Annotated in this window: 19 protein-coding genes; 3 read left to right on the top strand and 16 right to left on the bottom strand. The window is 60.8% G+C overall.

What is annotated here, in order from left to right:
- Positions 1–95: 95 nt before the first annotated feature.
- Positions 96–857, bottom strand: a complete 762-nt coding sequence (locus BUC36_RS17920; RefSeq protein ID WP_073277759.1) for an SDR family oxidoreductase — start codon at positions 855–857, stop codon at positions 96–98.
- Positions 858–930: 73 nt separating this feature from the next.
- Entirely contained in the window at positions 931–1,929 is a 999-nt protein-coding gene (locus BUC36_RS17915) for a DUF481 domain-containing protein (protein WP_234995058.1), read from the bottom strand.
- Positions 1,930–2,009: 80 nt separating this feature from the next.
- Between BUC36_RS17915 and BUC36_RS17910 the strand changes: the two genes are divergently transcribed.
- Positions 2,010–2,333: an MGMT family protein gene (locus BUC36_RS17910; RefSeq protein ID WP_073277787.1), complete on the top strand. Its 324-nt coding sequence runs from the start codon at positions 2,010–2,012 to the stop codon at positions 2,331–2,333.
- On the opposite strand, the gene BUC36_RS17905 is transcribed toward BUC36_RS17910, so the two are convergent.
- The 8 genes from BUC36_RS17905 to BUC36_RS17865 all read right to left on the bottom strand — a co-directional run bounded on the left by BUC36_RS17905 (position 2,330) and on the right by BUC36_RS17865 (position 14,198).
- The gene (locus BUC36_RS17905) at positions 2,330–3,682 is read right to left on the bottom strand and encodes an AmpG family muropeptide MFS transporter (protein WP_073277785.1); all 1,353 of its coding nucleotides are present in this window, start codon (positions 3,680–3,682) and stop codon (positions 2,330–2,332) included. The genes BUC36_RS17910 and BUC36_RS17905 overlap by 4 nt on opposite strands.
- Positions 3,683–3,768: 86 nt before the next feature.
- On the bottom strand, positions 3,769–4,359 hold the full coding sequence (locus BUC36_RS17900; protein ID WP_084536257.1) for a YbhB/YbcL family Raf kinase inhibitor-like protein: 591 nt from the start codon (positions 4,357–4,359) through the stop codon (positions 3,769–3,771).
- Positions 4,359–5,351, bottom strand: coding sequence for a threonine ammonia-lyase (locus BUC36_RS17895; protein WP_073277757.1), 993 nt, complete (start codon positions 5,349–5,351; stop codon positions 4,359–4,361). Before BUC36_RS17895 ends, BUC36_RS17900 begins: the two co-directional genes overlap by 1 nt.
- Positions 5,352–5,501: 150 nt before the next feature.
- Complete coding sequence (locus BUC36_RS17890) at positions 5,502–6,899, bottom strand: aldehyde dehydrogenase family protein (RefSeq protein ID WP_073277755.1); 1,398 nt, start codon at positions 6,897–6,899, stop codon at positions 5,502–5,504.
- A 221-nt stretch (positions 6,900–7,120) separates the two neighbouring features.
- Complete coding sequence (ampE, locus tag BUC36_RS17885) at positions 7,121–7,999, bottom strand: regulatory signaling modulator protein AmpE (protein WP_073277753.1); 879 nt, start codon at positions 7,997–7,999, stop codon at positions 7,121–7,123.
- A gap of 122 nt (positions 8,000–8,121) precedes the next feature.
- Positions 8,122–8,685, bottom strand: coding sequence for a 1,6-anhydro-N-acetylmuramyl-L-alanine amidase AmpD (ampD, locus tag BUC36_RS17880; protein WP_073277751.1), 564 nt, complete (start codon positions 8,683–8,685; stop codon positions 8,122–8,124).
- A gap of 228 nt (positions 8,686–8,913) precedes the next feature.
- Positions 8,914–11,445 carry a DUF1631 domain-containing protein gene (locus BUC36_RS17875; RefSeq protein ID WP_073277749.1) on the bottom strand — a complete coding sequence of 844 codons (2,532 nt, stop codon included), beginning with the start codon at positions 11,443–11,445 and terminating at the stop codon, positions 8,914–8,916.
- A 464-nt stretch (positions 11,446–11,909) separates the two neighbouring features.
- Positions 11,910–14,198, bottom strand: coding sequence for a DUF1631 domain-containing protein (locus BUC36_RS17865; RefSeq protein ID WP_073277745.1), 2,289 nt, complete (start codon positions 14,196–14,198; stop codon positions 11,910–11,912).
- Positions 14,199–14,516: 318 nt separating this feature from the next.
- Here BUC36_RS17865 and nadC point away from each other — a divergent pair, with 318 nt between their 5' ends.
- Positions 14,517–15,371 carry a carboxylating nicotinate-nucleotide diphosphorylase gene (gene nadC / locus BUC36_RS17860; RefSeq protein WP_073277743.1) on the top strand — a complete coding sequence of 285 codons (855 nt, stop codon included), beginning with the start codon at positions 14,517–14,519 and terminating at the stop codon, positions 15,369–15,371.
- Positions 15,372–15,653: 282 nt separating this feature from the next.
- Entirely contained in the window at positions 15,654–15,887 is a 234-nt protein-coding gene (locus BUC36_RS17855; protein ID WP_200797317.1) for a hypothetical protein, read from the top strand.
- A gap of 49 nt (positions 15,888–15,936) precedes the next feature.
- Here BUC36_RS17855 and BUC36_RS17850 read toward each other — a convergent pair whose 3' ends face one another.
- The 6 genes from BUC36_RS17850 to BUC36_RS17825 form a co-directional block, all read right to left on the bottom strand.
- A complete protein-coding gene (locus tag BUC36_RS17850) occupies positions 15,937–17,322 on the bottom strand; it encodes a methyltransferase family protein (protein WP_234995057.1) in 1,386 nt (461 codons plus the stop codon).
- Between the two features lie 82 nt (positions 17,323–17,404).
- Positions 17,405–19,135, bottom strand: a complete 1,731-nt coding sequence (locus tag BUC36_RS17845; RefSeq protein WP_200797316.1) for a glycosyl hydrolase family 18 protein — start codon at positions 19,133–19,135, stop codon at positions 17,405–17,407.
- Between the two features lie 375 nt (positions 19,136–19,510).
- Positions 19,511–20,230 carry a sulfite exporter TauE/SafE family protein gene (locus BUC36_RS17840; protein ID WP_073277741.1) on the bottom strand — a complete coding sequence of 240 codons (720 nt, stop codon included), beginning with the start codon at positions 20,228–20,230 and terminating at the stop codon, positions 19,511–19,513.
- Positions 20,231–20,416 (bottom strand): cbb3-type cytochrome oxidase assembly protein CcoS, encoded by a 186-nt coding sequence (gene ccoS / locus BUC36_RS17835; protein WP_073277739.1) that lies wholly within the window; start codon positions 20,414–20,416, stop codon positions 20,231–20,233.
- Between the two features lie 2 nt (positions 20,417–20,418).
- Positions 20,419–22,881, bottom strand: a complete 2,463-nt coding sequence (locus BUC36_RS17830; RefSeq protein ID WP_073277737.1) for a heavy metal translocating P-type ATPase — start codon at positions 22,879–22,881, stop codon at positions 20,419–20,421.
- Between the two features lie 173 nt (positions 22,882–23,054).
- The gene (locus tag BUC36_RS17825) at positions 23,055–23,579 is read right to left on the bottom strand and encodes a FixH family protein (RefSeq protein WP_073277735.1); all 525 of its coding nucleotides are present in this window, start codon (positions 23,577–23,579) and stop codon (positions 23,055–23,057) included.
- Between the last annotated feature and the right edge of the window lie 17 nt (positions 23,580–23,596).

Below are 23,596 nucleotides of genomic sequence, written 5' to 3'. Positions count from 1 at the left end.
CGCATTCCGCATTCCGCATTCCGCATTCCGCATTCCGCATTCCGCATTTCGCATTTCGCATTTCGCATTTCGCATTCCGCATTCCGCATTCCGCATTAGATTCGCGCACCGCCGTCGATATCCATCACGCGGCCACTGACAAAATCGTTTTCCAGAATAAACGCCACGGTAGAGGCGATCTCATCCTGTTCACCCAGGCGGCGCAGGGGTACCTGCTTGACCAGGCTCTCGAGGATTTCCGGACGCATCTGCGCGACCATGTCGGTGCCGATAAAGCCGGGGGCAATGGCAGCCACTCGCACACCGTAGCGGGCCAGTTCGCGCGCCCAGGTGACCGTCATCGCGGCTACGCCGGCCTTGCTCGCGGAGTAGTTGGTCTGGCCCATATTGCCGGCGCGGGACAGGCTGGAGATATTCACAATCACCCCGCCATTGCCGCCTTCCGCCATGATACCCGCGGCAGCGCGGCCGCACAGGAACACGCCGGTCAGGTTGACGTCGATCACCGACTGCCACTGGGACAGGGACATGCGGTCGGTGACCTTGCCGTCCTTGCACTTCAGCAGCAAGCCATCGCGCATGATACCGGCGTTATTCACCAGCACCTGCAGGCCGCCGAAATCCCTGGCGATCTGCGCGAAGCCGTTGTCCACTTCCTCTTCCTTGGCCACGTTAATCACGTAGCTGCGCGCTTCGGCGCCCTGTTGCCGGCAGGCTTCGACACTCTGCTGCAGGCCTTCCTCATTGACGTCGATCAGCGCCAGACGTGCACCGCGCTTGGCCAGGTATTCGGCCATGGCACGACCCAGCCCCTGGCCAGCGCCGGTAATGGCTACGATACTGTCAGCGATTTGCATGTTGGATTCCTCATCTTCAATTTCATTATTGTTTGGTACAGCGCCCTCTTCGAGATCGAAAAGGGAGAAATTCTTACCACTGGTAACCGACCCCGACCGTGACCTTGGTATCTTCCTTTTCCAGGTCCAGCGACGGCGTATTGTCGTAGAGCCAGTGGTAGGCGATTTCCATCAACACTCCTTCCACCAGCGGTGTGCGCACGCCGAACTTGGCGTTGGCCTGGTAGTCTTCGCTGCGATCAAAGGACTGCAGGGTCTCCTGATCTAAGTAGATCTCCGGTCCGAGGGAAAACTTGTAGCGGTAATTCAGAGCCACCCGGCCCGCCGCGTAGCGCTCGTCCTGATCTTCACTCAGCGCGGAGTCGATAAAGTCTTCCTGCAGGCTACTGACACCACCTTCCAGCGAGAAGGCCGTCTTCTCGGTGTCAAAGAACAGGTAACCGAGGCCGAGACCGAACTTAGTGCCAAGATCCAGGTTGCGCGCCTCTTCGCGCTGCAGCTCGCTGTTGGCCGCGGCAAACCACTTCTCCGAGAAGATCCAGCGGAGGTTGTAGCCCAGCAGGTATTTCTCCAACCCCTCAACCTCCTGGTTACTCTGGCTTTGGTAGAGCGCATTGATCAGGTGATGGAAATCGCCGTTACGCACATCCAGGTTCACGTTGACATCCAGGTCCTCACGCTCGCGGTTACCGTGCTCGAATACCCCGCCCGCGCTGACATTGCCATGAAACACCACCGGATCGCCGACGTAGTTGACGTAGGGTTCGGCGCGGTCGATGGCCGGGAAATCCATCACCCAGCCGGCCCCCTCATCGCAGTACAGCTCCCACTGCTCACGGCGGTGCCCGGCCAGGGCGCAGGGGCCCTCGCGACCGGCGATTTTCAGGTCGACATCCACATCCATGGACACGATCTTGGACTTCTCAATCTTTATCTCGCCAAAGTTCTCGGACTTCCACACCACGTGCTCTCTCTCGACGACCACCAGGTCACCGTTAACCCGGTCGCCATTGCTCAATGTCAGCACGCCGGCAGAAGCCTGCAGGGAGACAATCGCAACAAAAAACAGCAAGATAGACGCAAATCGTCGAATAGCAGAAGTCACAGGGAAAACCTTGGATTTTTCTGGAATGTTTAACAGCGGATTTATCTGTGGGGAATAACGCACAAACAGGGGGCAATGATGCCACATCGAGGATCTGCAGTGTACTCGCGTTGGTCCCCCGGGGCCGGGTAATCACCTATGGCGATCTGGCGGAAATGGCCGGTTATCCCCGCGCGGCAAGGCTCGCGGGCCAGACGCTGCGCAAGCTGCCGCCGGATACCAAATTGCCGTGGCACCGGGTGATCAACGCCCAGGGGCGCATTTCCCTGCCCGAACCAGGGGCTCAGCGTCAACGGGACAAACTGGAGACGGAGGGCATCGTGTTTCTGAATGGACGCGTGGACATGGCCAGGTACCGCTGGCGGCCCTAGCCAGCGGCAGCTTCCGATTCCGCCGAGCGGCTGTCGCGCCACCACAGGAATATTGCCAGCAGCACCGCTGGCGTGCCGAGTATCGCTACGTAGATAAAGAACTGCGAGTAGCCTTGCGCATCAACCACCACGCCGGAAAATCCACTGATAAATTTGCCCGGCAATGTCATCAGCGAGCTGAACAGCGCATATTGCGTGGCCGTATATGCCTGATTGGTCAGGCTTGAAAGATAGGCGATAAATACCGCATTAGAGATACCGCCGCTGATATTGTCCGCACTGATCACTATCGCGAGCCAGGTGCGATCCGGCCCGATCTGCGCCAGGTGGGCGAACAAAAGATTGGTCGCAGCAACCATCGCGGCGCCGAGAATCAGCGGTCGCATAATACCGTAACGCACCACCAGCAAGCCGCCCAGGAAGGAGCCGATGATGGTGCAGAAGAAACCGAAGACCTTGCCGATTTCGGCGATATCCGTCTTGCTGAAACCGAGGTCCAGATAGAAGGGATTGGCCATCACCCCCATGGCGATATCGCTGAGGCGGAAAATGCCAATAAACAGCAGCAGGACTAGCGCAAAGCGACCATTGCGCTGGAAAAACTCGATGAATGGACAGGCCACCGCGCGTACGAACCACTCCTTCAGGGGGCTGTGATCGCCGCTGCCCAGCATCCGGTCGACCCACTCGTGCTGGAACGGCTCGGCCCGATCCTTGATGAAGCTGTGATCTGGCTCGGCCACCAATAGCGTGGTGATGATGCCCACCCCCATCAATACCGCCATGGTGGTGTAGGACACGGACCAACTGGCCAGTTCGGCAATATAGAGGGCACCCGCGCCCGCGACCAGCAGCGCCACCCGGTAGCCAAACACGTAATTGGCGGCCATGGCACCCTGTAATTCCTTGTCCACCGACTCGATACGGTAGGCGTCAATCACCACATCCTGGGAGGCAGAACAGAAAGCCACCCAAACCGCCAGAATGGCCACCTGGGTGAGTGCCAGCTGCGGATTCAGGCCCGCCATACCGACCAGCCCCAGCGAAACCCCCAGCTGAGAAACGAGCATCCAGCTGCGACGCTTGCCGAGCCAGCGGGTCATAAATGGCAGGCGCAAGTAATCGATAACCGGCGCCCACAGCACCTTGATGGAAAAAGTGATTCCCACCCACGCAAAGAAGCCAATGGCGGTGCGACTGACACCGTAGTCGCGCAGCCAGGCGGTGAGCGTGGAGAAAACCAGCAACAGCGGCAACCCGGCGGAAAAGCCGAGGAAGAACATGGCGAGAACGCGCGGCTTCAGATAAACCCGCAGTGCCTGCCCCCAAGAAAGTTTCTGCTCCTGCATGCTGCTGTGTGGCGTCCCTTCGTTAGCCTGCGCCGCTTTGTTTATTGCGCGAGGGGCGATTTCCCGCGGACTCTCCGTGGCCAGGGTCAGTGGCCCCAAAGTACCTCGAGTTCTGCCTCCGCCAATTTGTTGGCGTTCACATTAAAGCCCACCTTGGCGGGGGAGGTATTCTCGTCCAGCGGTAGCTCCTCCACTTTCAGAGCATAAACCCGGAACTGATACCGGTGATCTCCGTGCCCCTGCGGTGGACAGGCGCCACCATAGCCGGGATTGCCATAGTCGTTGCGGGCTTGAGTCGCCTCGGGAATCAGACCGTTTTTGGGGTCACCGGCGCCTTCCGGCAGGCTGGTCACATTCGCCGGAATGTTAAACAGGACCCAGTGCCACCAGCCACTACCGGTAGGTGCGTCGGGGTCATAAACCATTACGGCGAAGCTCTTGGTACCCTCCGGCGCGCCGCTCCAGCTGAGCTCCGGAGAGATATTTTCGCCGCCGCAACCGCTGTAGACATGCGCCATCGGCATGCGTCCGCCGGCCTGCAGGGATTGCGAAGTCAATGTGAATTCGGCGGCGGAAGACATGGTGGCGGTCACCGTTAGCGTAGTGGCAGCCACCAGTTTAGCAACCCACCGCCAGCAGAAGCCGCGCGTCTTGTACCCCCGTGTTGCAATACGCATTAAGAGTCCTCTCCTTCAGCAAACAGGTCCGCAACCCTGTCCAGGTCCATATTGCCGCCGGTCAGCACTATCGCCACATTTTTGTTGCGAAACCGCGCCTGGTGCTCCAGCACGGCCGCCAGTCCGACCGCGGCGGAAGGTTCTACCAGCTGCTTGGTGCGGGTCCAAAGCAGGCGCATGGCTTCAACGATACCATGCTCGGTAACCGTCACTATATCGCGCACTGTGCGCCGTATCACGGAGTAGTTGCGGCGCCCGAGCGTCGTGCGCAGGCCGTCGGCGATGGTCGCCGGCGCCTGCGGTGTGGTGATATGCACACCGCCACGCAGGGAACGCTGGGCGTCATCGGCACCCGCGGGCTCGGCACCGATCACGACGACATCCGGTGCCAGTGCAGCGATGGCCAGGCCGATACCGGCAAGCAGACCGCCGCCGCCGACCGGCGCCACCACGACATCCGGGACAAATCCCTGCTCGCGACACTGCTGTATGATTTCGAGCGCGACAGTACCCTGCCCTGCAATAATCCGGGGATCATCGAATGGCGGCACCACGTGGGCCCCGCTTTGTTCCACCACTTTCTGCAGGGTCGATTCCCGGTCGGCCTGGGTTGGTCCGCAGATCACTATCTCGGCGCCGTAGCCCGCGACGGCGGCACGTTTGGCCAGCGGTGCAGTTTCCGGCATCACCACCGTACAGGCGAGTCCCCTCTCCGCAGCCGCCCAGGCTAGCGCGGCGCCGTGATTACCAGAGGAGTGGGTGGCCACCATCTGGGTATCCGGCGGAAGCTGTGCCAGCGCATTGCTGGCGCCGCGCGCCTTGAATGCGCCCACTTTCTGCAGGTGTTCGCATTTGAACCAGAGGCCCGCCCCGCCGAATTCATCGAGCTGACGACTGCTGATCATAGGCGTGCGGTGAATACGGCCGGCGATATTTTGGGCGGCCGTGAATACATCGGCACTGGTGGGCAGGTCGTTCTGATTGGTTGGCATAGGTGCTGAGATCAATGAAGTCGGTTGGTATTTTGCGGCGAAGGTGCTTTCTTCCGGTCGCCCGGGGATTAACAGTACACGCCCCAGCTAAGATTAGCGAAAAAGCGGCCGACGCAAGGAGCGGGCAAGACTCCGTCGGCCGCGGAGAATTCAGCGCAATAATCGCAGCAGTTTAAATTTCCTGGCGTTAAACGGTGCGTAGCGCAAATCCAGATCCAGGATACTCCTGCGCTTCATTACCGCCTTGAAATGGCTGAAAGTGCGGAAGCCGTGTTCGCCATGATAGGCACCCATGCCACTCGAGCCGACACCGCCAAAAGGCAGGTCGTGCGCAGTCATAAACATCATGCAATCGTTGATACAGGCGTTGCCGGAACTGCAACGGGAGAGTACGCGATCGGCGGTGCTATCGTCTTCCGTAAAGACGTAGAGCGCCAGTGGCTTTTCCCGACCGTTGACAAACTCCTCCACCTTACTGAAATCGTCGAGCACAACCACCGGCAGAATCGGCCCGAAAATCTCCTCCTGCATGACCGCCGCTTCGACGCTGACATTGCGCATCAGGGTTGGCGCTACATAGCGCTCTTCCACATCGACCTGGCCGCCGAAGATCACATCCCCGTCGGCGAGGAAACCTGCCAGTCGCTCGGCATGGGCGCGGTTGACGATACGGCCGTAATCCGCCGACCGCTGCGGGTCATCCCCGAACATCTCGCGGGTCGCCTGCTCTATCGCCGGCAGCAGGCGCTCCGCGGTTCGCTCTGTACACAACAGGTAGTCCGGCGCGATACAGGTCTGACCGGCGTTGGTGAACTTACCCCAGGCAATGCGCCGCGCGGCAATTTCCATATTTGCATCATCGGCGACAATACACGGGCTTTTGCCGCCCAATTCCAGGGTGACCGGCGTCAGGTGCCTGGCGGCTGCGGCCATGACGATCTTGCCGACCCTGCCGCCACCGGTATACAGGATATGGTCCCAGCGCTGTTCCAGTAACGCAGTCGTTTCCGGCACAGCACCTTCGACACAGGTAAATGCATCGCGATCCAGGTAACGCGGCAGCAGCTCCGCCACCAGTGCGGAAGTTGCCGGCGCCAGTTCCGAGGGTTTCAGTACCGCGCAGTTGCCGGCGGCGATGGCCGGTACCAGCGGGGACAACAACAGCTGCAGCGGGTAATTCCAGGCACCGATGATCAACACCACACCGAGAGGCTCAGGCTGCACGTAGCTCTTCGCCGGCTGGGCGACTATCGGGGTACTTGCGCGCCGCAACCGGGCCCACTTCTTCAGGTGCTTGAGCGCGTGGTCGATGTCTCCGTAGAGGGCGGAGACCTCGGTCATAAAACCTTCCTGGGGCGCCTTGTGCAGATCCTGCCGCAATACCTGCAGGAAACGGGGCTCGTTTTCCGCAAGCATTCGCCGCAACTGCCGCAACTGCTGACGCCGCCAACTGAGTTCGGCGGTGGTGCCACTGCGAAAGTAGGTGCGCAGACCCGCCACCAGCGCAGCGGCATTCAGCTCATCGACACCGCCGGGATTTGACGCCATATGAGGCTCCAACGAAGACACTTCCAACTCACTTACCCCCTGAGAGTTTTCGCCAGTTTATTTTTTATCGTTATCGGGCAGCAGAAGCGGAAACACAATCCAAATCGGCCCAGTCGGCCGCAATATCTTGGGATGGGGCGGTTAAGTCAACCAAGTAACTGGAACAATGTTCCAAATTTGGCGCCAGTTCACTATCGCTGTGCTAGCGCCGTGTTGTTTACCTAAAAATCGAACAGTACGGCCAGCGCCATGGCGGTAATCCACAGCAGCAGCGCCCGAGACAGCAGCGACTGCAGACCCTCGAGCTGCGCACCGCAGGCTCTCTGCCCCTCGGCCACTTCAAAGCCCGCGCTGCACTCGCTAGCGTCGATTCCACCCAGCGCACCCTCGAGATAGGCCTCGAGCACCTCCGCGGTATCCCGTTCGCGACAGGTCAGGCACTGGCGCCAGGCACGATAGCAACCCGCGAAGTTACCGACAATCGCAAAGCTGAAGCCCATCACACGCACCGGCAACCACTCCAGCAGCCACAGCCAACGCTGGGCGGTGGCGCTCTGCTCCTCACCGCGAACCTGTTCCGCATAGAGCGCACTCAGGCGAAACAGCAGCGCACCGGGAATGCCCAGCAGCACAAACCAGAACAACACCGCAAACAGCCGCTCGAACGCACAGTACGCCGCACCGCGAAATACCTGCTCGTGCAGTGCCTGGCCACTACCCGGCTCTTCGTGTATTTCTCGCAACAGCGGCGCCGCCGCCTGCCGCGCGGCGGGCAGGTCACCCCGGTACCAGTTGCGCAGGTAGTCCGACACTATCTCATTGAAGTTGCCGCGCCCCAGGCAGTAGAGGAGCAGAGGCACGCCGAGCAGTAAGGTGCCAAGCCCACCCAGCAGGGCTTCCGCCAGCACCATCAGTACGGCAGCGAACAGGGCCGGCGGCAGGATACTCGCCCCGAGCAACAGGCCGGGGTCCTTGCGCAGGCGTTCAATGCCGGCCAAGCGGTTGCGCCACCACTGAAACCAGTCATCCCGGTGCATGGGGGCACCGGATCCCCACAACTGCACCAGCGCCAGTGCCAGCAACACGATTAGCAATGCCATAGTCATTCTCGACGTCGGGATTTATTGGAGAAGAATAACGCCAGCGCGGCCGGCGGGAAAGCCACAGGCCTGACAGCCCTGTTGCCGCGGCCCCCGCGACAGCGATGAACACGGGCTAGCGACTAGGCGGCGATCACTGCATCCAGTTCGCGCATATAGCGCTGCCAGTCGAACCCAGGGCCTGGATCCAGCTTGCGGCCGGGCGCTATATCGGAGTGACCGGTAATTCTGTCCCTGTCGATGGCCGGATAGGCAGCCATGATGGCGGCCGTCACCTCAGCCAGCGAGCGGTACTGGGCGTCGGTATAGGTGTCCGTGTCCAGCCCTTCCAGCTCGATGCCGATGGAAAAGTCATTGCAGTTGCAGCGCCCACAGAATTCCGACTGACCCGCGTGCCAGGCCCGCCGGTCGAGGGGAACATACTGGGTTACCCTGCCCTCGCGGTCGATCAGGATATGCGCCGAGACTTGCAGCGCAGCAATCTCGGCAAAATACGGATGGGCGTCGATATCCAGCTGGCCGAGAAAGAAAGCATCTATGTAGGGGCCGCCATACTGGCCCGGAGGCAGGCTGATACTGTGGATCACCAGCAGATCAACCGGGCAGTTGTCCGGCCGGCTGTTGCAATGGGGACTGGGTACCTGACGCGCTCCGGACAACCAGCCGGAATCCAATTGGTATTTCACTCGGCGATCTCCACTCCGACAGACTGCTGCTCCGGATAACGCCCCGAAGCCCCGGCGAGATACCATTTTATGGAAGCGATGATCGATATGCCAATCGGGCGACTGGCCAGTTTCCGGCAGGCGGCATGCACAGGGAACTAAACGAGAACAGAGCCGGTGAGCCACAAAATGCGGAGAGCGGATGAGAGTTTCGGCGCCCCGATGCGGAGCGCCGACCCCGTATTCAAATCAGGCGACCGGCTCCTTCTCGGCCACGCTGACGGCGACCTTGACTTCGCCGATGGCACCCACGACATGTTTCAACGCACGTTCGAACAGCGGGCCGTTATCCAGCGGGGTAATGACGTCGTCACGAAGCGCATGGGCAAGCTCCAGACGCGAGTAAACCGCCACCTTGGCACCCGAGCGGTTGACGAACATGAACTGGTCCAGCTCCCTGATGATGGCAGCCAGGCGACAGCGCACCGACGGCTTGTCCGGCGCATGCAACATAAACCAGCTGTACTTCAGGTGATAGGTCTGCTGCCAGCATTCATCGCTGTCCGCCAGTGGCTGCAGATTTTCTGTCTTGGCCACCGGTGCCATTTCGGCAACCTGCTGCAGTTCTTCCACTGCGGGCAGGTCGGTCTCCTGATCGAGCAACTCCGACGTTTGCGGTTCGTCCGCGTTCGAGAGTTCCGCAACCGCCTCAATCACCGGAACTTCCGCCGCGGGCGCAGTGTAAGTTTCCGCTGCCGGCTCAGCCACACCCGGCACCTCGGGGATTTCCAGCACACTGTCCGCTTCGCGCAGCAGCTCCTGCACCAGCCTCTCGCGGGTGCGGCGCTCACGCTCCGACTCGACACGCTCGCCCAGTGCCTGGCGCTCCCGGTACAAAGTGTTCAGTGCCTGTATCAGGCGCTGGCGATCACCGACGCTCAACGACAGGGACTTGGCCCCCTCGTCCAGGCGCTTGCGCAGACCGGGCAACAACTGCTGCATCTTGAAGCGGCTCTCGGGCATCGGCGCTACGACGCTCCACACCAGGTCCCTCGCAGTCAGCACGTTGCGGCGCCAGCTGGTGCTGTCGGTCCCCTCTTTGAGGCAGGTCCGGAACAGTACACTGTTCCAGACGCGATTGAGCCACTCGTGCGCAATTCTCGGCAGCTTACGCTCGGCGGTCAAAGCGTCAAACACCGCAGCCACGCGCGCCTTAGCGGCGTCGACCCGGGCACTGCCCTGGGCCTCGTCCACCGTGCGCCGCTCCATCACCTCGGCGCGGCGACGCTCGCGTACAACAAATTCTTCGAAGGAGTGCAGCAGCCGGGAAAAGATGCCCTCATCGCTGTCGAAGTCTTTCAGTACCTGTTCGACCACAGAACAAATCTGGCGGTAGAACGGCTCTTTTTCATAATCGTCGCGCGGCTGCCAGCCGATCGCCGCATCCGCCAATGCGTTGAACAGTTTACGGGCGGGATGCCCGCCTTTGCTGAAGAAGGCCTTGTCAGCAACCGCCAGTTTCAGCAGCGGCAACTGCAACCGGATCAGCTGTACCTTGATGGGTTCTGCGAGGTTGCGGTCTTCCAGCATGAAGGAAAACAGCAGGTCCACCATGCGGATGACTTCTGTATCCAGCTCGTGCAATGAGGCGCTTTTCTTCGCCTCCACCAGGCGATCTTGCAACAGGCTGCTGACATCGAGCACCTGGCCAAAAGTGGTGGCCTGCAGCGGAACAGACTGCAAGGCGCCCAAGTGCTGCAGCAGGTCCGGGGTAGCCAGAGGAACGATACCCGGTGCCGCCGGAACCAGCCCGTAGCCGCCGGAAACACCGCCACTGACAGCTCCGCCATCGGTCGGCACCTGTCCACCGGCAGTGCCGGCGTAGCCACCGGGCATAGACGGCACAATGGGAGCGCCCGCCCCCGATGGCATTACGCCGCCGGCAAAACCGCTAGCAGCGTTTGCGAAGCCCTGGGGCGCAGGGGGAATGGGAGTTCCAGTTTGGGGGGCACTTGCGCCAACACCGGCACCCGCTGGCATTGCCGGCGCACCCGGGCGGGTGCCCTGCCGGCGCTGTAACAGGGGGTCTTTCAGGCCGGGCAATACGCCCTTATCTATCAACAGCTGATTACAGTTCTGATACAGGCTGGCCAGTTTCGCGGCCAGCTGCTGCTCGAATTTTTTCAGTACCGTCAGGCGTGCACGCAGGTGAATATCGAGCGGCTTGAGCGCTTCGGCGAAGGCCCGGCACAGCACCGCCGGTGACAACGGCATATTCTCGTCGTAGACCTTTACCGGCATCAGCGTATCGAGACGCAGCGCCAGTTCGGCAATGGGGCTGGCACAGTCGCGCTTTACGTCGGCAATAATGGATTTCAGGGCGACCAACTGCTCCAGATCGTCATTCTGTACCAGCGACAAGCCCTCTTCGCTCGGAACGCCCGCATCCAGGGCCGCCCCGCCGCGACTGTCGATATCGACAAAACCCTGCTGAACCGCAGTGATAAAGCGGTCAGTTACCCTGTTGCGCTCAAGGCGCAAGACCCGCAGCGCCTGAAACAGACCGTCCTGCTCTTCCTGGTTGAGTACCTTTTCCGCCGCCGAGAACAGCGTGTCATCCACGGCCGTAAATACTTCTTTCACGCGCGCAAACAGCCAGCTACTGGCTGTATCGCGCACACTGACTACGGCAGCGGGAAGTGAGCGGTTACTAGATCGCTTGGCCGCGTCGGATTTATTGTTGGTAAAGGCAACAACGCGGGAAAATTCATTCGTATCCATTTGAGCCTCTATGCGCCACCCTGGCGCCGAGAAATTCTATTTCTCCGGCGGTCAACCCTGACCACATCGGATCCAAATTACATCAATCAGAAATTAGAGGAATTCAAGAAAAATCAGGTGCCCGCCCCGAACGGTGAAAGAGACCTGTCCCAGATGAAAAACACGACACACATCACAATTTTTCTGGTATTTCTGCGCCAAAAGGAATATCGGGCAAATAGACTGGACGTGCAAGTCTTTAACGGACAGTTAGACGCCGAATTTTGCAGAATATTTTCAGGAGTTGTCTGGAAGTCAGGAATGGCAATCTAAATCGATTGAAAATGGCGCCAATAGCCAAATTTTTTTGAAAATGACGCCAACTTCCAAAGCGCATTGAAAAATGCGCCAGAGGTAGAAATTGATGCCAGCCGCCCAAAGCATACCCGGCACCAAAAGATAAAAATCGAGCGCGCCGCGGCGCCTTATCTCTGCTCGTTACGCGTCTGGCGGACGTTGCCGATGACAGATTGCAACGCGCGCTCAAACAACATGCCGTCATTCAGTGGCATCAGGCGCCCGGAACGCAGCGCGTGGGCGAGTTCAAGCCGGGCAAATTCCTCTACCTTCGCGCCATTGCGGTTGACGAAGATAAACCGCTCTATGTCCCGGATGACCGCCGCCAGGCGGCACCGGAACTGTTCGCCTTCCGCGCGTTTCAATTCGAACCAGCTGCCCTGCGCCAGGCGGAAGGTCATTTGCCAGTGGGGATCATTTTCGGGCAATGGAGCGAGTCCCTCCTGCTCGGGCTCGGTCACCACCTCGGCCTGAGCGACCACCTGCTCCAGCTCCTCCATTTGCGGGACGGCCACATCATCCGCCGCCTCTTGTGGCAAAGAATCCATTTCTTCCGCTGGCCCGGCCGCTGCCGCCTCGCGCATGTCCCGCTCTACTTGCTCTTTGGCCAGGCGCTCCCGCTCTGCAATCAATTGCTGCGCCAGCGCAAAGCGCTCCCGGTACACTTCTTTCAACTCGGCAAACAGACTGCGCGCCTCAAAGGGGTTGAGGGATACGGCTTCGACGCCCTCACGCAGTCGTTCCTGCAACGCCGGCAGCAGCCCGAGCAATTGTTGACGGCTATCCGGCATTGGTGCCTGCACGCTCCACACCAGATCCCGAGCGGTGCGCACATCTCGGCGCCATGGTTCGCTCTCTGTGCCGTCTTTGACACAGGTGAGGAACAGTACGTTGTTCCAGACCTTGTGCAGCCAGTCGTGCACTACCTGGGGCAAATCCCGCTCGGCGATAAGGGCGTCCATTACCGCGGCCACGCGCGCGCGGGCCGCGTGGGTCTTGGCGCGACCATCGGCCTCGTCCACCACGCGGCGCTCGAGCATTTCCGCCCGTTTGCGCTCCCGCAGGGTAAATTCGCGGAAAGACTCCAGCAGTTGCGAAAAGATATTCACATCCCGGTCGAACTCGCTCAGCACGCGATCAACGACCCGGCTGATCTCCCGATACAGGGGATCGGACTCGTAGTTATCGCCCGCCTGCCAGCCGGTGGCGGTTTGCGCCAGTTCGTTAAGTAACTTGCGCGCGGGATGGCCGCCTTTACTGAAGAACGACTTGTCCGCAATGGCCACTTTTAGAAGCGGCAGCTGCAGGCGGCCCAGCTGTGATTTGAGCGGCGCGGCGAGACTGCGGTCTTCGAGAATAAAAGAAAACAGCATTTCAACCAGTTTGATGATGTCGCTGTCGACCTTTGCCAGAGAAGCTGCCTGATTGGCCTGTACCAGCCGCTGCTGCAGCAACTCGCTGACGTTGAGCAGCTGAATTCCGGCAGCACTCTGGTACTGGGAGCCGCTCTGCAGCGCGCCCAGATGGGTCAGCAGATCCCCGGACGGCATGGGCGCCAGACCTGCGGTCGCTGGCAAGAGACCCGGGGCAAAGCTGCCACCGGCAACCGCGCCCGCAGCGCCGGTCTGGCCCTGGCCTGCGGCCTGATTCTGCCCCGCGCCCGGCGTTGCGCCAGTGGTCGGGGAAGGCCCCGTGCTGCGACCGGACTGCTGCCTGGCAACACGCCGCTGTTCGCGCAGCGACGGCAGAATCCCATGCTCTACCAAAAGCTGGTTACAGAATTCGTAGAACTCTTGCAGCTGTAGCATGACAACCTGCTCAAACTTCTTGAGCAGCGTCAGGCGCGCGCGGATATGGATATCCAGCGGGCGCACCGCCTCGACGAATGCGTCGCAGATGGCATCCGGTCCGAGCGGGTTATTTTTCTCGTAGATCTTGACGGAGTAGAGAGTATCCAGGCGCAGGGATAGCTCCGTCAGAGGTTCGGCGTAGGTGCGCTTGGCATTGGCAACCATGGTATCGGCCGCGACCAGCTGTTCCAGATCATCATTGTGGACCAGGGACAAATCGCCGGAAGCTACGTTGTGGTCCCTCTCCTGATCAGGAGATTTTACCTGAAAGGCCTCATCCAGTTTTTCGGCAAAGCGCTCGGCAATATTGCGACGCTCGACACGCAGCAGGCGCAGCGCCTGAAAGAGACCGTCCTGCTCTTCCTGTCCGTGGGCTCGTTCGGCCATCGAAAACAGGGAGTCATCCACTTTCGCAAACAACCGCTTGGTTTGCTCCAGCAGCAGGTTGCGTGCCTTGTCCCGCAGCACCGCCACCGCCGATGGAAGCGGCTTCCTTTTGCGCGGCGAAAAATCCAGTTGCGCGGAGCTTCTTTCCGCCAGGGAAACTACCTTATTGGACTCGTTCATAACCGGAAAGTCCTCTCGGTGCCGCCCGGCACCCTGCACTGATGCTTCTGTCCGATGGAAGCGCGCCAGCCGGAACCCGTCTGCCTGGCAGCCTGCAACCGTTCACTTCTTGTACCGGCCATTTCTGTTCGATTGTGCCGGCCCATTAGCCGAATGGCGCCATTCTACAGGCGACGCGGGGGTACTGGACAAGTGGCGCCCCTTTAATTGAGACACTGGTCACAGCCGAACGCCATTTAATTGACAGCGCTAGCAAATACGATGCAAGTCGAATCGCATTTGATACACTTCGCTCGCTTTTGATTCGAGGTTCCCCCAATGCAGCCACAAGACACCGCAATCCCCAATCTGATCCCCGATATGGAAAGCGCCGTGCGCGCCGCACTGGCTGAGGATGTCGGCAGCGGCGATATCACCGCGCAGCTGATTCCGGTGGATCGCGATGCCAGCGCCAGAGTGATAACCCGTGAGGACTGTGTCGTCTGTGGCCGCGCCTGGGTGGATGAAGTCTTTCGCCAGCTGGATCCGGAGCTGCAGCTCACCTGGCACTGCGAGGACGGCGATCGGGTGGCGGCCGACTCCGTATTATTCGAGTTACAAGGCAATGCCCGCGCAATTCTGACCGGCGAACGCACCGCCCTCAACTTCCTGCAGACGCTGTCCGGCACCGCCACCACCGCCGCGGAGTTTGCCGCACGCGCGGCCGGCACCAGTATCAAGATACTCGATACCCGCAAGACCATTCCCGGTCTGCGCAGCGCACAGAAATACGCGGTACTCTGCGGGGGCTGCCACAATCACCGCATCGGCCTCTACGACGCCTTCCTGATCAAGGAGAACCATATCGCCGCGGCCGGCGGCATCGACAGGGCCATTGCCCAGGCGCGATCCATCAAGCCCGATGCCCTGGTGGAAGTGGAAGTGGAAACTATCGACGAGTTGAAACAGGCCCTGGCCAGCGGTGCCGACGTGATCATGCTCGATGAATTCACCGATAAAGACACCCAGACAGCCCTGTCCCTGGCCAAGGGCCGGGCCAAGATCGAGATTTCCGGCAGTGTCGACGGCGAGCGCCTGCAGCAATTGGCCAGCCTGGATGTCGACTATATTTCGTCCGGCAGCCTGACCAAGCACCTGCGCGCCATCGATCTATCACTGCGGATCGACCTGTAACCGCGCCCCCATAACGTGGCCGGCAATCGATGCCGGCTGCGGGCTTAGCGAACACGGTCGCGAGCCCGATCGAGGGGCTTCTGCAGTTCACTACCGGCAGTTTTCCACACCGGCCTCCGCAATCACCTGCCTCAGCAGGAACTCAGGTAACGGCGGCTAAAAATCCCTATCCGATTTCCCCCTATCCCCGCCAGTGGAGTGCTCGACTAGGCTTCAACCAGGGGCGAGCGCACAGGACGTACCCTCCCCCGCCGACCAACATCAACACCATGGGGACAAACCGTGAATCAGTGCGAAACCTGCGGCAACGAATACGACAAGACAATGAAAATCACCATCGGCAGCGAGTCCCATACCTTCGACAGCTTCGAGTGCGCGATTCAGGCACTAGCGCCCAAGTGCGCCCAGTGCAACTGCCGCATACTGGGGCATGGAACAGAAGCGGGTGGCCACTATTACTGCTGTGCGCACTGCGCGACACGGGCTGGCCACGACGAAATCGTAGACCGCGCCTGAGGCACAACAGAGGGGCCCGCGTGCATCGTTCAACGGGCCGCTGTGCCTATTACTCTGCCGCCAGTCCGGGCACTGCTGGACGTGTCTGCGCCCGGTCTTCGGACCGGCCGCCATAGTTAAACAGACAGCCGGTTTTGAAACGCAGCAGCGGAAACCAGCGGCCCACGAACGCAAACAGGCCGCGCTGCTCGATGTAGCCTGCATAAGCGACGTAGTCCGGATCCCAGGACAGGTGTCGCTCCTCCGTGCGTGCGCGCATGAAATAGATGAAATTCACCATCAGCAGTAGCAGCGAGTGACGCACCGCCTCATCGGCAGTGGAACTGACCATAAACGGCATGGAGATCATCCACCACGACAGGTTCTTGCTGATATAGGCCGGGTGCTTGGTGTAGCGATAGGGCCCGTTCGTCAGGATGCCGCGGTGGGTCAGGTTGGAAAAGCGGATGCCGAACGGCACGCTCGCCCAAACATAGATCGCGATCAGCAATAGTATGGCCCCGCCCCACAGGCCGTAAGCCAGGGGGGTATCCCAGAACCAATATCCCCAGGCCGGCCCCTGGTCGTAGCGCAGGTAACTGCCGGAAAAAGCACTCCAGAACGGCTGGTAACTGATCAGCGCCACCCCCCAGCCGAGAAAACTCGGTTCGGCGGTACGGATATGGGAGTCAAACAGGCGCAGAGTGCACACATAACCGACCGTTACGAACAGTAAATCGATGTAGTAGAGAAAATTGAAGGTGAAATCGAACACCGCCTGAAAACTTCCCGACAGGCGCGAGAAATCAAAATTCAGCAGTGTGGTCAGGTTGTTTCCCAGATAGACAAACATCAGCGGCAGGAAAAACAGCTTCACCAGCCAGCCGAGTAGCAGCTGGCCGATAGCGCGGCCATCAACACCGCAGCCATTATCGTCGTCGCGGCGCCCGAGCAGCCAGCTGCCCAATTGCCAGTAGCTGTCCCGCGGCTTCACCATATGGCCGTCGATCCAGTAGAAGTAAGGCACCGCCAGCAACAGCCACCAGGGCAGGACCGCAGTTACCACCGCGTAATAATTGCTGTAGAAGGAACCGTGATACTCGGGGAACAGCCAGTAAACCGCAGCGACCAGTCCCACACAGGCATAAAAACCCAGCAGTTTCACCGCCGTGCGGTGTCCCCCCCCCTGTTTGCGCGGTTGGGAGAAGTCCAGTCCTGCCGATGCATTGCGATAGGGTTTGAGGAACAGCCACTCCAGCAAAATAATTGGCACCGCCAGAGCCACGCAGACCACCGCGAGACCGACCGTGCGCGACGGCAGTTGCTGGCCGTATTCACGCAACCACAGCACCGCCAGCAGCGAAATCGCCAGCGCGATCAGGTTGATCGCGATACTCGTTGGGGCTCGGGGGCAGTCGACGACAGCGGCTGCGGCGGGCGTTTTTATTTTTTTCATAGTACGGCCAGTTAATCAGCAATGGTTGCAGGTGGCGGGCCTCGCGGCCCGCCGGCGGAATCGGGTTCCGTCTGCTGCAAAGTTACTGATTACTGTGCATGGCTTCAATCAGCTCGCCACTGGCAGTATCCCCACTCAGCTCCCAGAAGAAGGAACCGCCGAGGTTCTGGTTGGCGATGTACTGCATCTTGCCCGCGATGGTGGACGGCGTGTCGTAACTCCACCAGTTATTGCCACAGTGCGCATAGGCTGTGCCGGCAACGGTGCCATTCGCCGGGCAGGTGCTCTTCAGTACCTTGTAATCCTCTATGCCGGCTTCATAGGTACCCGGGGCAGCACCTGTCGCGGAGCCACCGGGCGCTGACTGGGTCACCCCGGTCCATCCGCGGCCGTAGAAGCCGATACCCAGATTGACCTTGTCCGATGGTACGCCCTTGTTCTTCAGCGCCTGGATGGCGTTATCCGAATAGAAACCGGCCAGCGGAATACCCGCGTAGTCGTGCAGCGCCGAATGCGGCGCCGTGGGTCCGTCCGCATCGAAGGCACCGAAGAAGTCGTAAGTCATGACATTGTAGAAATCGACATACTGCGCGGCGCCGGCGTAGTCCGCCTGATCCATCTTGCCACCGACATTGCCATCGGCAGTGATCGCCGCGGTAACCAGCTCACTGCCGAAGCGCGCGCGCATCGCCGCCATCATGTTGGAGAAAGCGGAATAGCCACTGCTGTCACAGTTCAGGCCGCAGGTGTTCGGGTATTCCCAGTCCAGGTCAATACCGTCGAACACGCCGTCCCAGCGCGGGTCGTGGACCAGGTTGTAACAGGATTCGGCGAATGCCTCGGGATTCTGTACCGCCTGGCCGAAGCCCCCGGACCAGGTCCAGCCGCCGAACGACCACAGCACCTTGATGTGCGGGTACATCTGCTTCAGCTTGCGCAACTGGTTGAAGCTGCCGCGCAGCGCGCCGGCATCCCAGGTGTCCGCCACGCCATCCACACTCTCGGCGGCGCTATAGAAACGGTCGTAGTCCGCGTAGGAATCGCCGATGGTGCACTGACCATTCTGCACATTGCCGAAGGCATAGTAGATATGGGTCAGCTTCTCGGCCGAGCCGCTGGTGGCGATGTTTTTCACGTGATAATTGCGCTGGTAGACACCCCACTGCACGAAATAGCCACCGAGGCGCTCGCCGCCACTGGAGGAACCACCGCCGCTACTGCTGCTTGAAGAGGTGCCCGACGAACCGCCGGAAGAACTGCCGGAAGATGAGGAGCCGGAGGAACTGCCGCTGCAGGCACCCTCGTTTTGCCAGACACCGTAGTCGCCGGACTGGCTGGGATCCTCTCCCTGGGTCCACCATTTAGCCGAATACTCGACACTCTGGTGCTGCACATGGTCGCCACCCACATAGACCTCGGCAGCGGACCAGACCGGCAGATCGCCACAGTCACCACCGCCCGAAGAGGAGCCGCCGGAGGAGGAACTACTGCTCGAGGAGGAGCTACTGGAGGAGGAGCTGCTCGACGAGGAACCGCCGGAGGATGACCCAGTGCCGCCATCACAGGCGCCGAGATCGCTCCAGGCCTCGGTCCAGGCCCACCCGACACCTGGCTCATAGGGGCCGCCGACCGAGCACCAGCCGCCGACATCGCAGCGGTAAGCGACAGTGTTGTTCTGGACAGTGTCGCCGGAACTGTATGGCGAACCATCGACGTAGACCGGCACGCCGCCGCAGTCGTATGCGTATAGCTGCCCGGCAAACAGTCCCGCCAGCAGCAGGACTGCCAGACGTAAAGGCTTCATTATTTTCATGTCTTATCACCGTTATTTTTCATTGAATCTGAAAAGGCCAACGGCGAGACAAGACGCAATACCCCCGCGAAACCGACGCCGCGACCGACGACTCCCCGACTTCCTCGATACCCCCAGCACGAGCCGTATCCGAACAAACGTGCAGATCGCCATTTCGCTATCGACAGCGCTGTCATTTAAAGATGATAGCGCTGTCATCTGCACGTAAACGAAGATATAGCGATTTACCCTTTGGCGCCAGCGCGCTTGCGCCAGCAAATGCCAAGGGCGACACAGAAAAAGAGAAAATATTGCGCCGATTTTCTCCACGGAGGAAATTTGGCGCAAAATAAATTAAAAGGAGAGAAATAGCGCCCAAGGACGCTGAGGGGGGGATCAGTGGTGGTGGTGGTGCGGCTGTGATTCTTCTGTGGCCGGCACACTGGTGTGACCCGCGTGGCCGCCATGCCCCAGGGCGCCCCAGATGGTCCAGCAGCCGAACACCAGAATTGCCCCGGCGAATAACATGCGCACGGACGGACGCTGCACGAATTTGCGCACTGTCACCGCGGCCGCACCGGTGGCAAACATCGCCGGCACGGTGCCGAGCCCGAAGGCCAGCATCGCCAGCGCCGCGCGCTCGCTGCTGCCCTGCGCCAGGGCAAATGTCAGCGCGCTGTAAACGAGGCCGCAGGGCAGCCAGCCCCACAGGGAGCCCAGCGCCAGCGCCTGTCCCGCGGAGCGAACAGGCAGTAAGCGGGCGGAAAGCGGTTGCAGGTAGCGCCACAGATAGGCGCCGCCCTTTTCCAGCCACACCAGGCCGCGCCAGACACCGCCGACATAAAGCGCCATCGCGATCAGCATGAACCCGGCCAGCAGCCGCAGCGGCGTCAGCGCTGGCAGGACTGCGGCACCGAGCGCACCAGCCAGAGCCCCCATCAACGTATAGCTGCCGATACGGCCGGCAGAGTAAGAAGTGAGTTGCACCCAGGCGGTCTGCTGTCCCGGCACCGCCATACCGAGCGCGCCGGCGATACCGCCGCACATCCCGATACAGTGACTGCTGCCGAGAAAACCGATCGCGAGTGCGGCGGCGACAAAACCCCAATCGCCCATCTAGTCCCCCTGCCCGTCCTTCTCTGACCGGCGCCCGTCCGGTACCTCATCATCGTCAAACAGGATGCGCCGCCCCTCGGTTTCGAGGTCATCGTACTGTCCGTTGTTTACGGCCCAGAAAAACAGCTTTAGCGCGCCGGCGATAAAGATGATGGCGATGGGAATCAGGAAATACAGGCTGTCCACGATTAACTCCAGCTATTCTGCTCCGCGGGGGCGCCCGCCGCCGGCATCGGTTCGCCAGCGGCAGTCGTACCAGCCTCTCCTCTGGAGAGACGCATCGCGTTCAGGACCACGATCAGCGAGCTGATCGACATGCCGATCGCCGCGGCCCAGGGGGGCACAAGCCCGCAGACTGCCAGCGGGAGTGCCAGCGCATTGTACCCCAGTGCCCAGGCGAGGTTTTGCCGGACAATTTGGCGCGCCTTATATGCAAGGGCAATAGCCCGGGGCAATACGGTGAGATCGCCGTTCAGCAATATGGCATCCGCCCGGGACTGGGCCAGGTCGGCAGCGGACATCATCGCCACCGATGCATCGGCGCCAGACAGAACCGGCACATCGTTGAGGCCGTCGCCAACCATCAGCACTTTCTGACCACCGCCCTGCAGCTGTTGCAGGTGGGCGAGCTTATCTTCAGGCGAGGTGCCAGCACGGAACTGCGCTATTCCGGCAGCGCCGGCGAGACGCGCCACTTCGGCGGACTGATCACCGCTCAGCAGTTCCACTTGCAGTGCACTGCCTTCCAGCTGGGCCACCGCAGCGCCGGCGGAAGGTCGCAGTTCATCTCCCAGGGCAATCCAGGCAACGGGGCCATCGCTGTCCGCCAACAGCAGCCACTGCCCCTCACCCAGTGGAATTCGCGCCTCTGTCTCGATCGCAAAATCGGCGCGACCGAAGCGATAGCAAACGCCGTCAATAACACCTTCCAGGCCGCGGCCAGTGTGCACTTTCAGCTCGCGCGCGAGCAGATTGCCGCGCCAGGCCCGGAATGCCCGCGCCAGTGGATGATTCGTCTGCGACTCCAGCGCTGCCGCCACATCCTTTACCCGCTGCGTATTCCAGCCGTCGCGCAGCAATTCAATCTGCAGGATGCGCGGCTCGCCGCGGGTCAGCGTACCGGTCTTGTCGAACACGATGCGATTGATGCGCGGCAGGGTCTCGAGCAGATTGCCACTGGCCACCAGGAGTCCCATCTGCTGCAGGCGCAGCGTCGCCGACGCCAGTGCCGCCGGAGTCGCCAGCGACAAGGCACAGGGACAGGTCACCACCAGCACCGACAGCGCCACCCAGAAGGCGCGCGCCGAATCGATCTGCCACCAGACCGCAAAGGCGGCGAGTGCTGCCAGCAGCACCAGGCCGACAAAGGTACCGGCTACGCGATCTGCCAGCGCTACTTGCTGCGGCTTTTCCAGCTGCGCCCTTTCCACCAGGCGCTCAATCGCCGACAGCCGAGTCGATTGCCCGGCGGCGGTGATACGAACTTTCAAAGTCGAATCGCCGTTGACACTGCCGGCGTACACCGTACTGCCGACAACTTTCTGCTGCAGCGCCGCTTCGCCGCTGAGCAGCGACTCATCCACACCGCTCTCCCCCTCGATGACTTCTCCGTCGGCCGGAACCGTGTCACCGGGTCGCAGCAGAATTCGATCACCGACGGCCAGCGCCGCGACCGGCACATTACTGATGTCGGCGCCGTCGATCCTCGTCGCGGTCAATGGCAGCAGCTGCGCCAGGCCGCCACTGGCGAGACCGGCGCGGTGGCGCGCGCGCATCTCGACAGTGCGACCGAGCAACAGGAAAAAAGTGAACATGGAAATGGATTCGAAATACACCTCGCCGGTGTCAAACACCGTGGCGTAGAAACTGGCGGTGTAGGCGAGCCCGATCGCCAGCGACACGGGCACATCCATACTCAGGTGGCGCGCGCGCAGACTGCGCAGCGCCGCGGAAAAGAATGGGCGCGCAGCGTAGAAGACCACCGGCGTCGCAACGATCAGGGACACCCAGCGCAGATAGCGTTCAAATTCTCCGTCGATACCACTGCTGCCACCGAAATAGAGGGCGATGGCGAACATCATTACCTGCATGGTGCCAAGCCCTGCAACACCCAGGCGACGCAGCGCGGCGCGATGTTCCCGCTGAATCATCCCTTCGCTGTTGGATGCGGTAGCCGGCGCCGGTCGATAACCGATGCGCTCGAGTTCCGCGAACAGGCGGCTCGGCTGTATTTCCGCCGGATCGAAACAGATTTGCGCCCGCTGGGTGCTGGCATTGACCGATACCTTCTCTACGCCGGTCAATTGGCCCAGGTGTTTTTCGATCAGCCAGACACAGGCAGCACAGCTGATGCCGCCGATCAGCAGGCTGGCGAGCTTTCGCTCGGCATTCCAGTCGCGCACATACTGCTGCTGCACCTCGGGCAGGTCGTAGGCACTCCAGCGGTCGGGCTGGTGAGATGTTTCATCGGGCCGCTCGCTGCTGCTGTCCCGATAGCGGTAAAAGTTATCCAGGCCGCCGGCGACGATGGCCCCGGCCACAGCCTCACAGCCCGGACAGCACATGGCTCGCTCCGCACCGTCAATCCGCACCGAATGGTTGCTGCCCGCGGGTACCGGCAGGCCGCAGTGAAAACAGGAATCAGCCCCCATTTTTCACAGATCTCCGTAGCGAGGTGGTTCCAGGGCGTGGCATGGCTGGCTTTCGCGATCGAGGAGCGCGCAGGTGTATTCGCCATTACATTGAGCACTCCGACCGAGCGAAAGCCTGCCGGGGCGTGCCCTGGGGCCGCCGCAGTAGGAGGACTGTGAGAAAAGGGGGCTCTTCATTGGCTGGCGGGATTCAGCGGCGCGGCTTCGCCCAGATCGAAATTGATCTCTCCTTTGAGACGCCACTCCGCTTTCTGATGCTGCTGCGGGTCCAACTCTGGCATCAAACGCAGATACCAGCGGTGCTCCAGATTACCGGGCACGGAGCCGCTATAGCGTCCGGCCGACACCTGTGACAGCACGATATGGCGATCCAAATCGGCCTCCACCGGGTGACTCATGGTCAGCAGCAACTGTCGAGGATAAGCCAGCTCCCCATTCAGCTCCAGGTTTACTGAATTATCAGTGCGCTGAAATTGCACCATGGCCGCCAGCCCCAGTGCCTGCGCGCGGTGATCCTGGTCGGCCGTGAAATGGTACATGCGGCTGTCTTTGTAATAGGTGTCACTGACGGTGTCATCCGCGTGACGCACGGCCATGGATACCATAACCGCCGAAACCAGCACTACCAGGACCAGGGGCGCCAGCACCATCCAGGCCCAGGCTTCCCGATACCAGGGCTTTGAGGTTTGTTCGTTCATTGCAATACCAAAATCTA

The sequence above is a fragment of the Microbulbifer donghaiensis genome (genome assembly GCF_900129095.1).
GTDB classification, from domain to species: domain Bacteria; phylum Pseudomonadota; class Gammaproteobacteria; order Pseudomonadales; family Cellvibrionaceae; genus Microbulbifer; species Microbulbifer donghaiensis.
The sequence above is the reverse complement of the archived record's forward strand: the minus strand, read 5'-3'. Positions and strand labels throughout refer to the sequence as shown.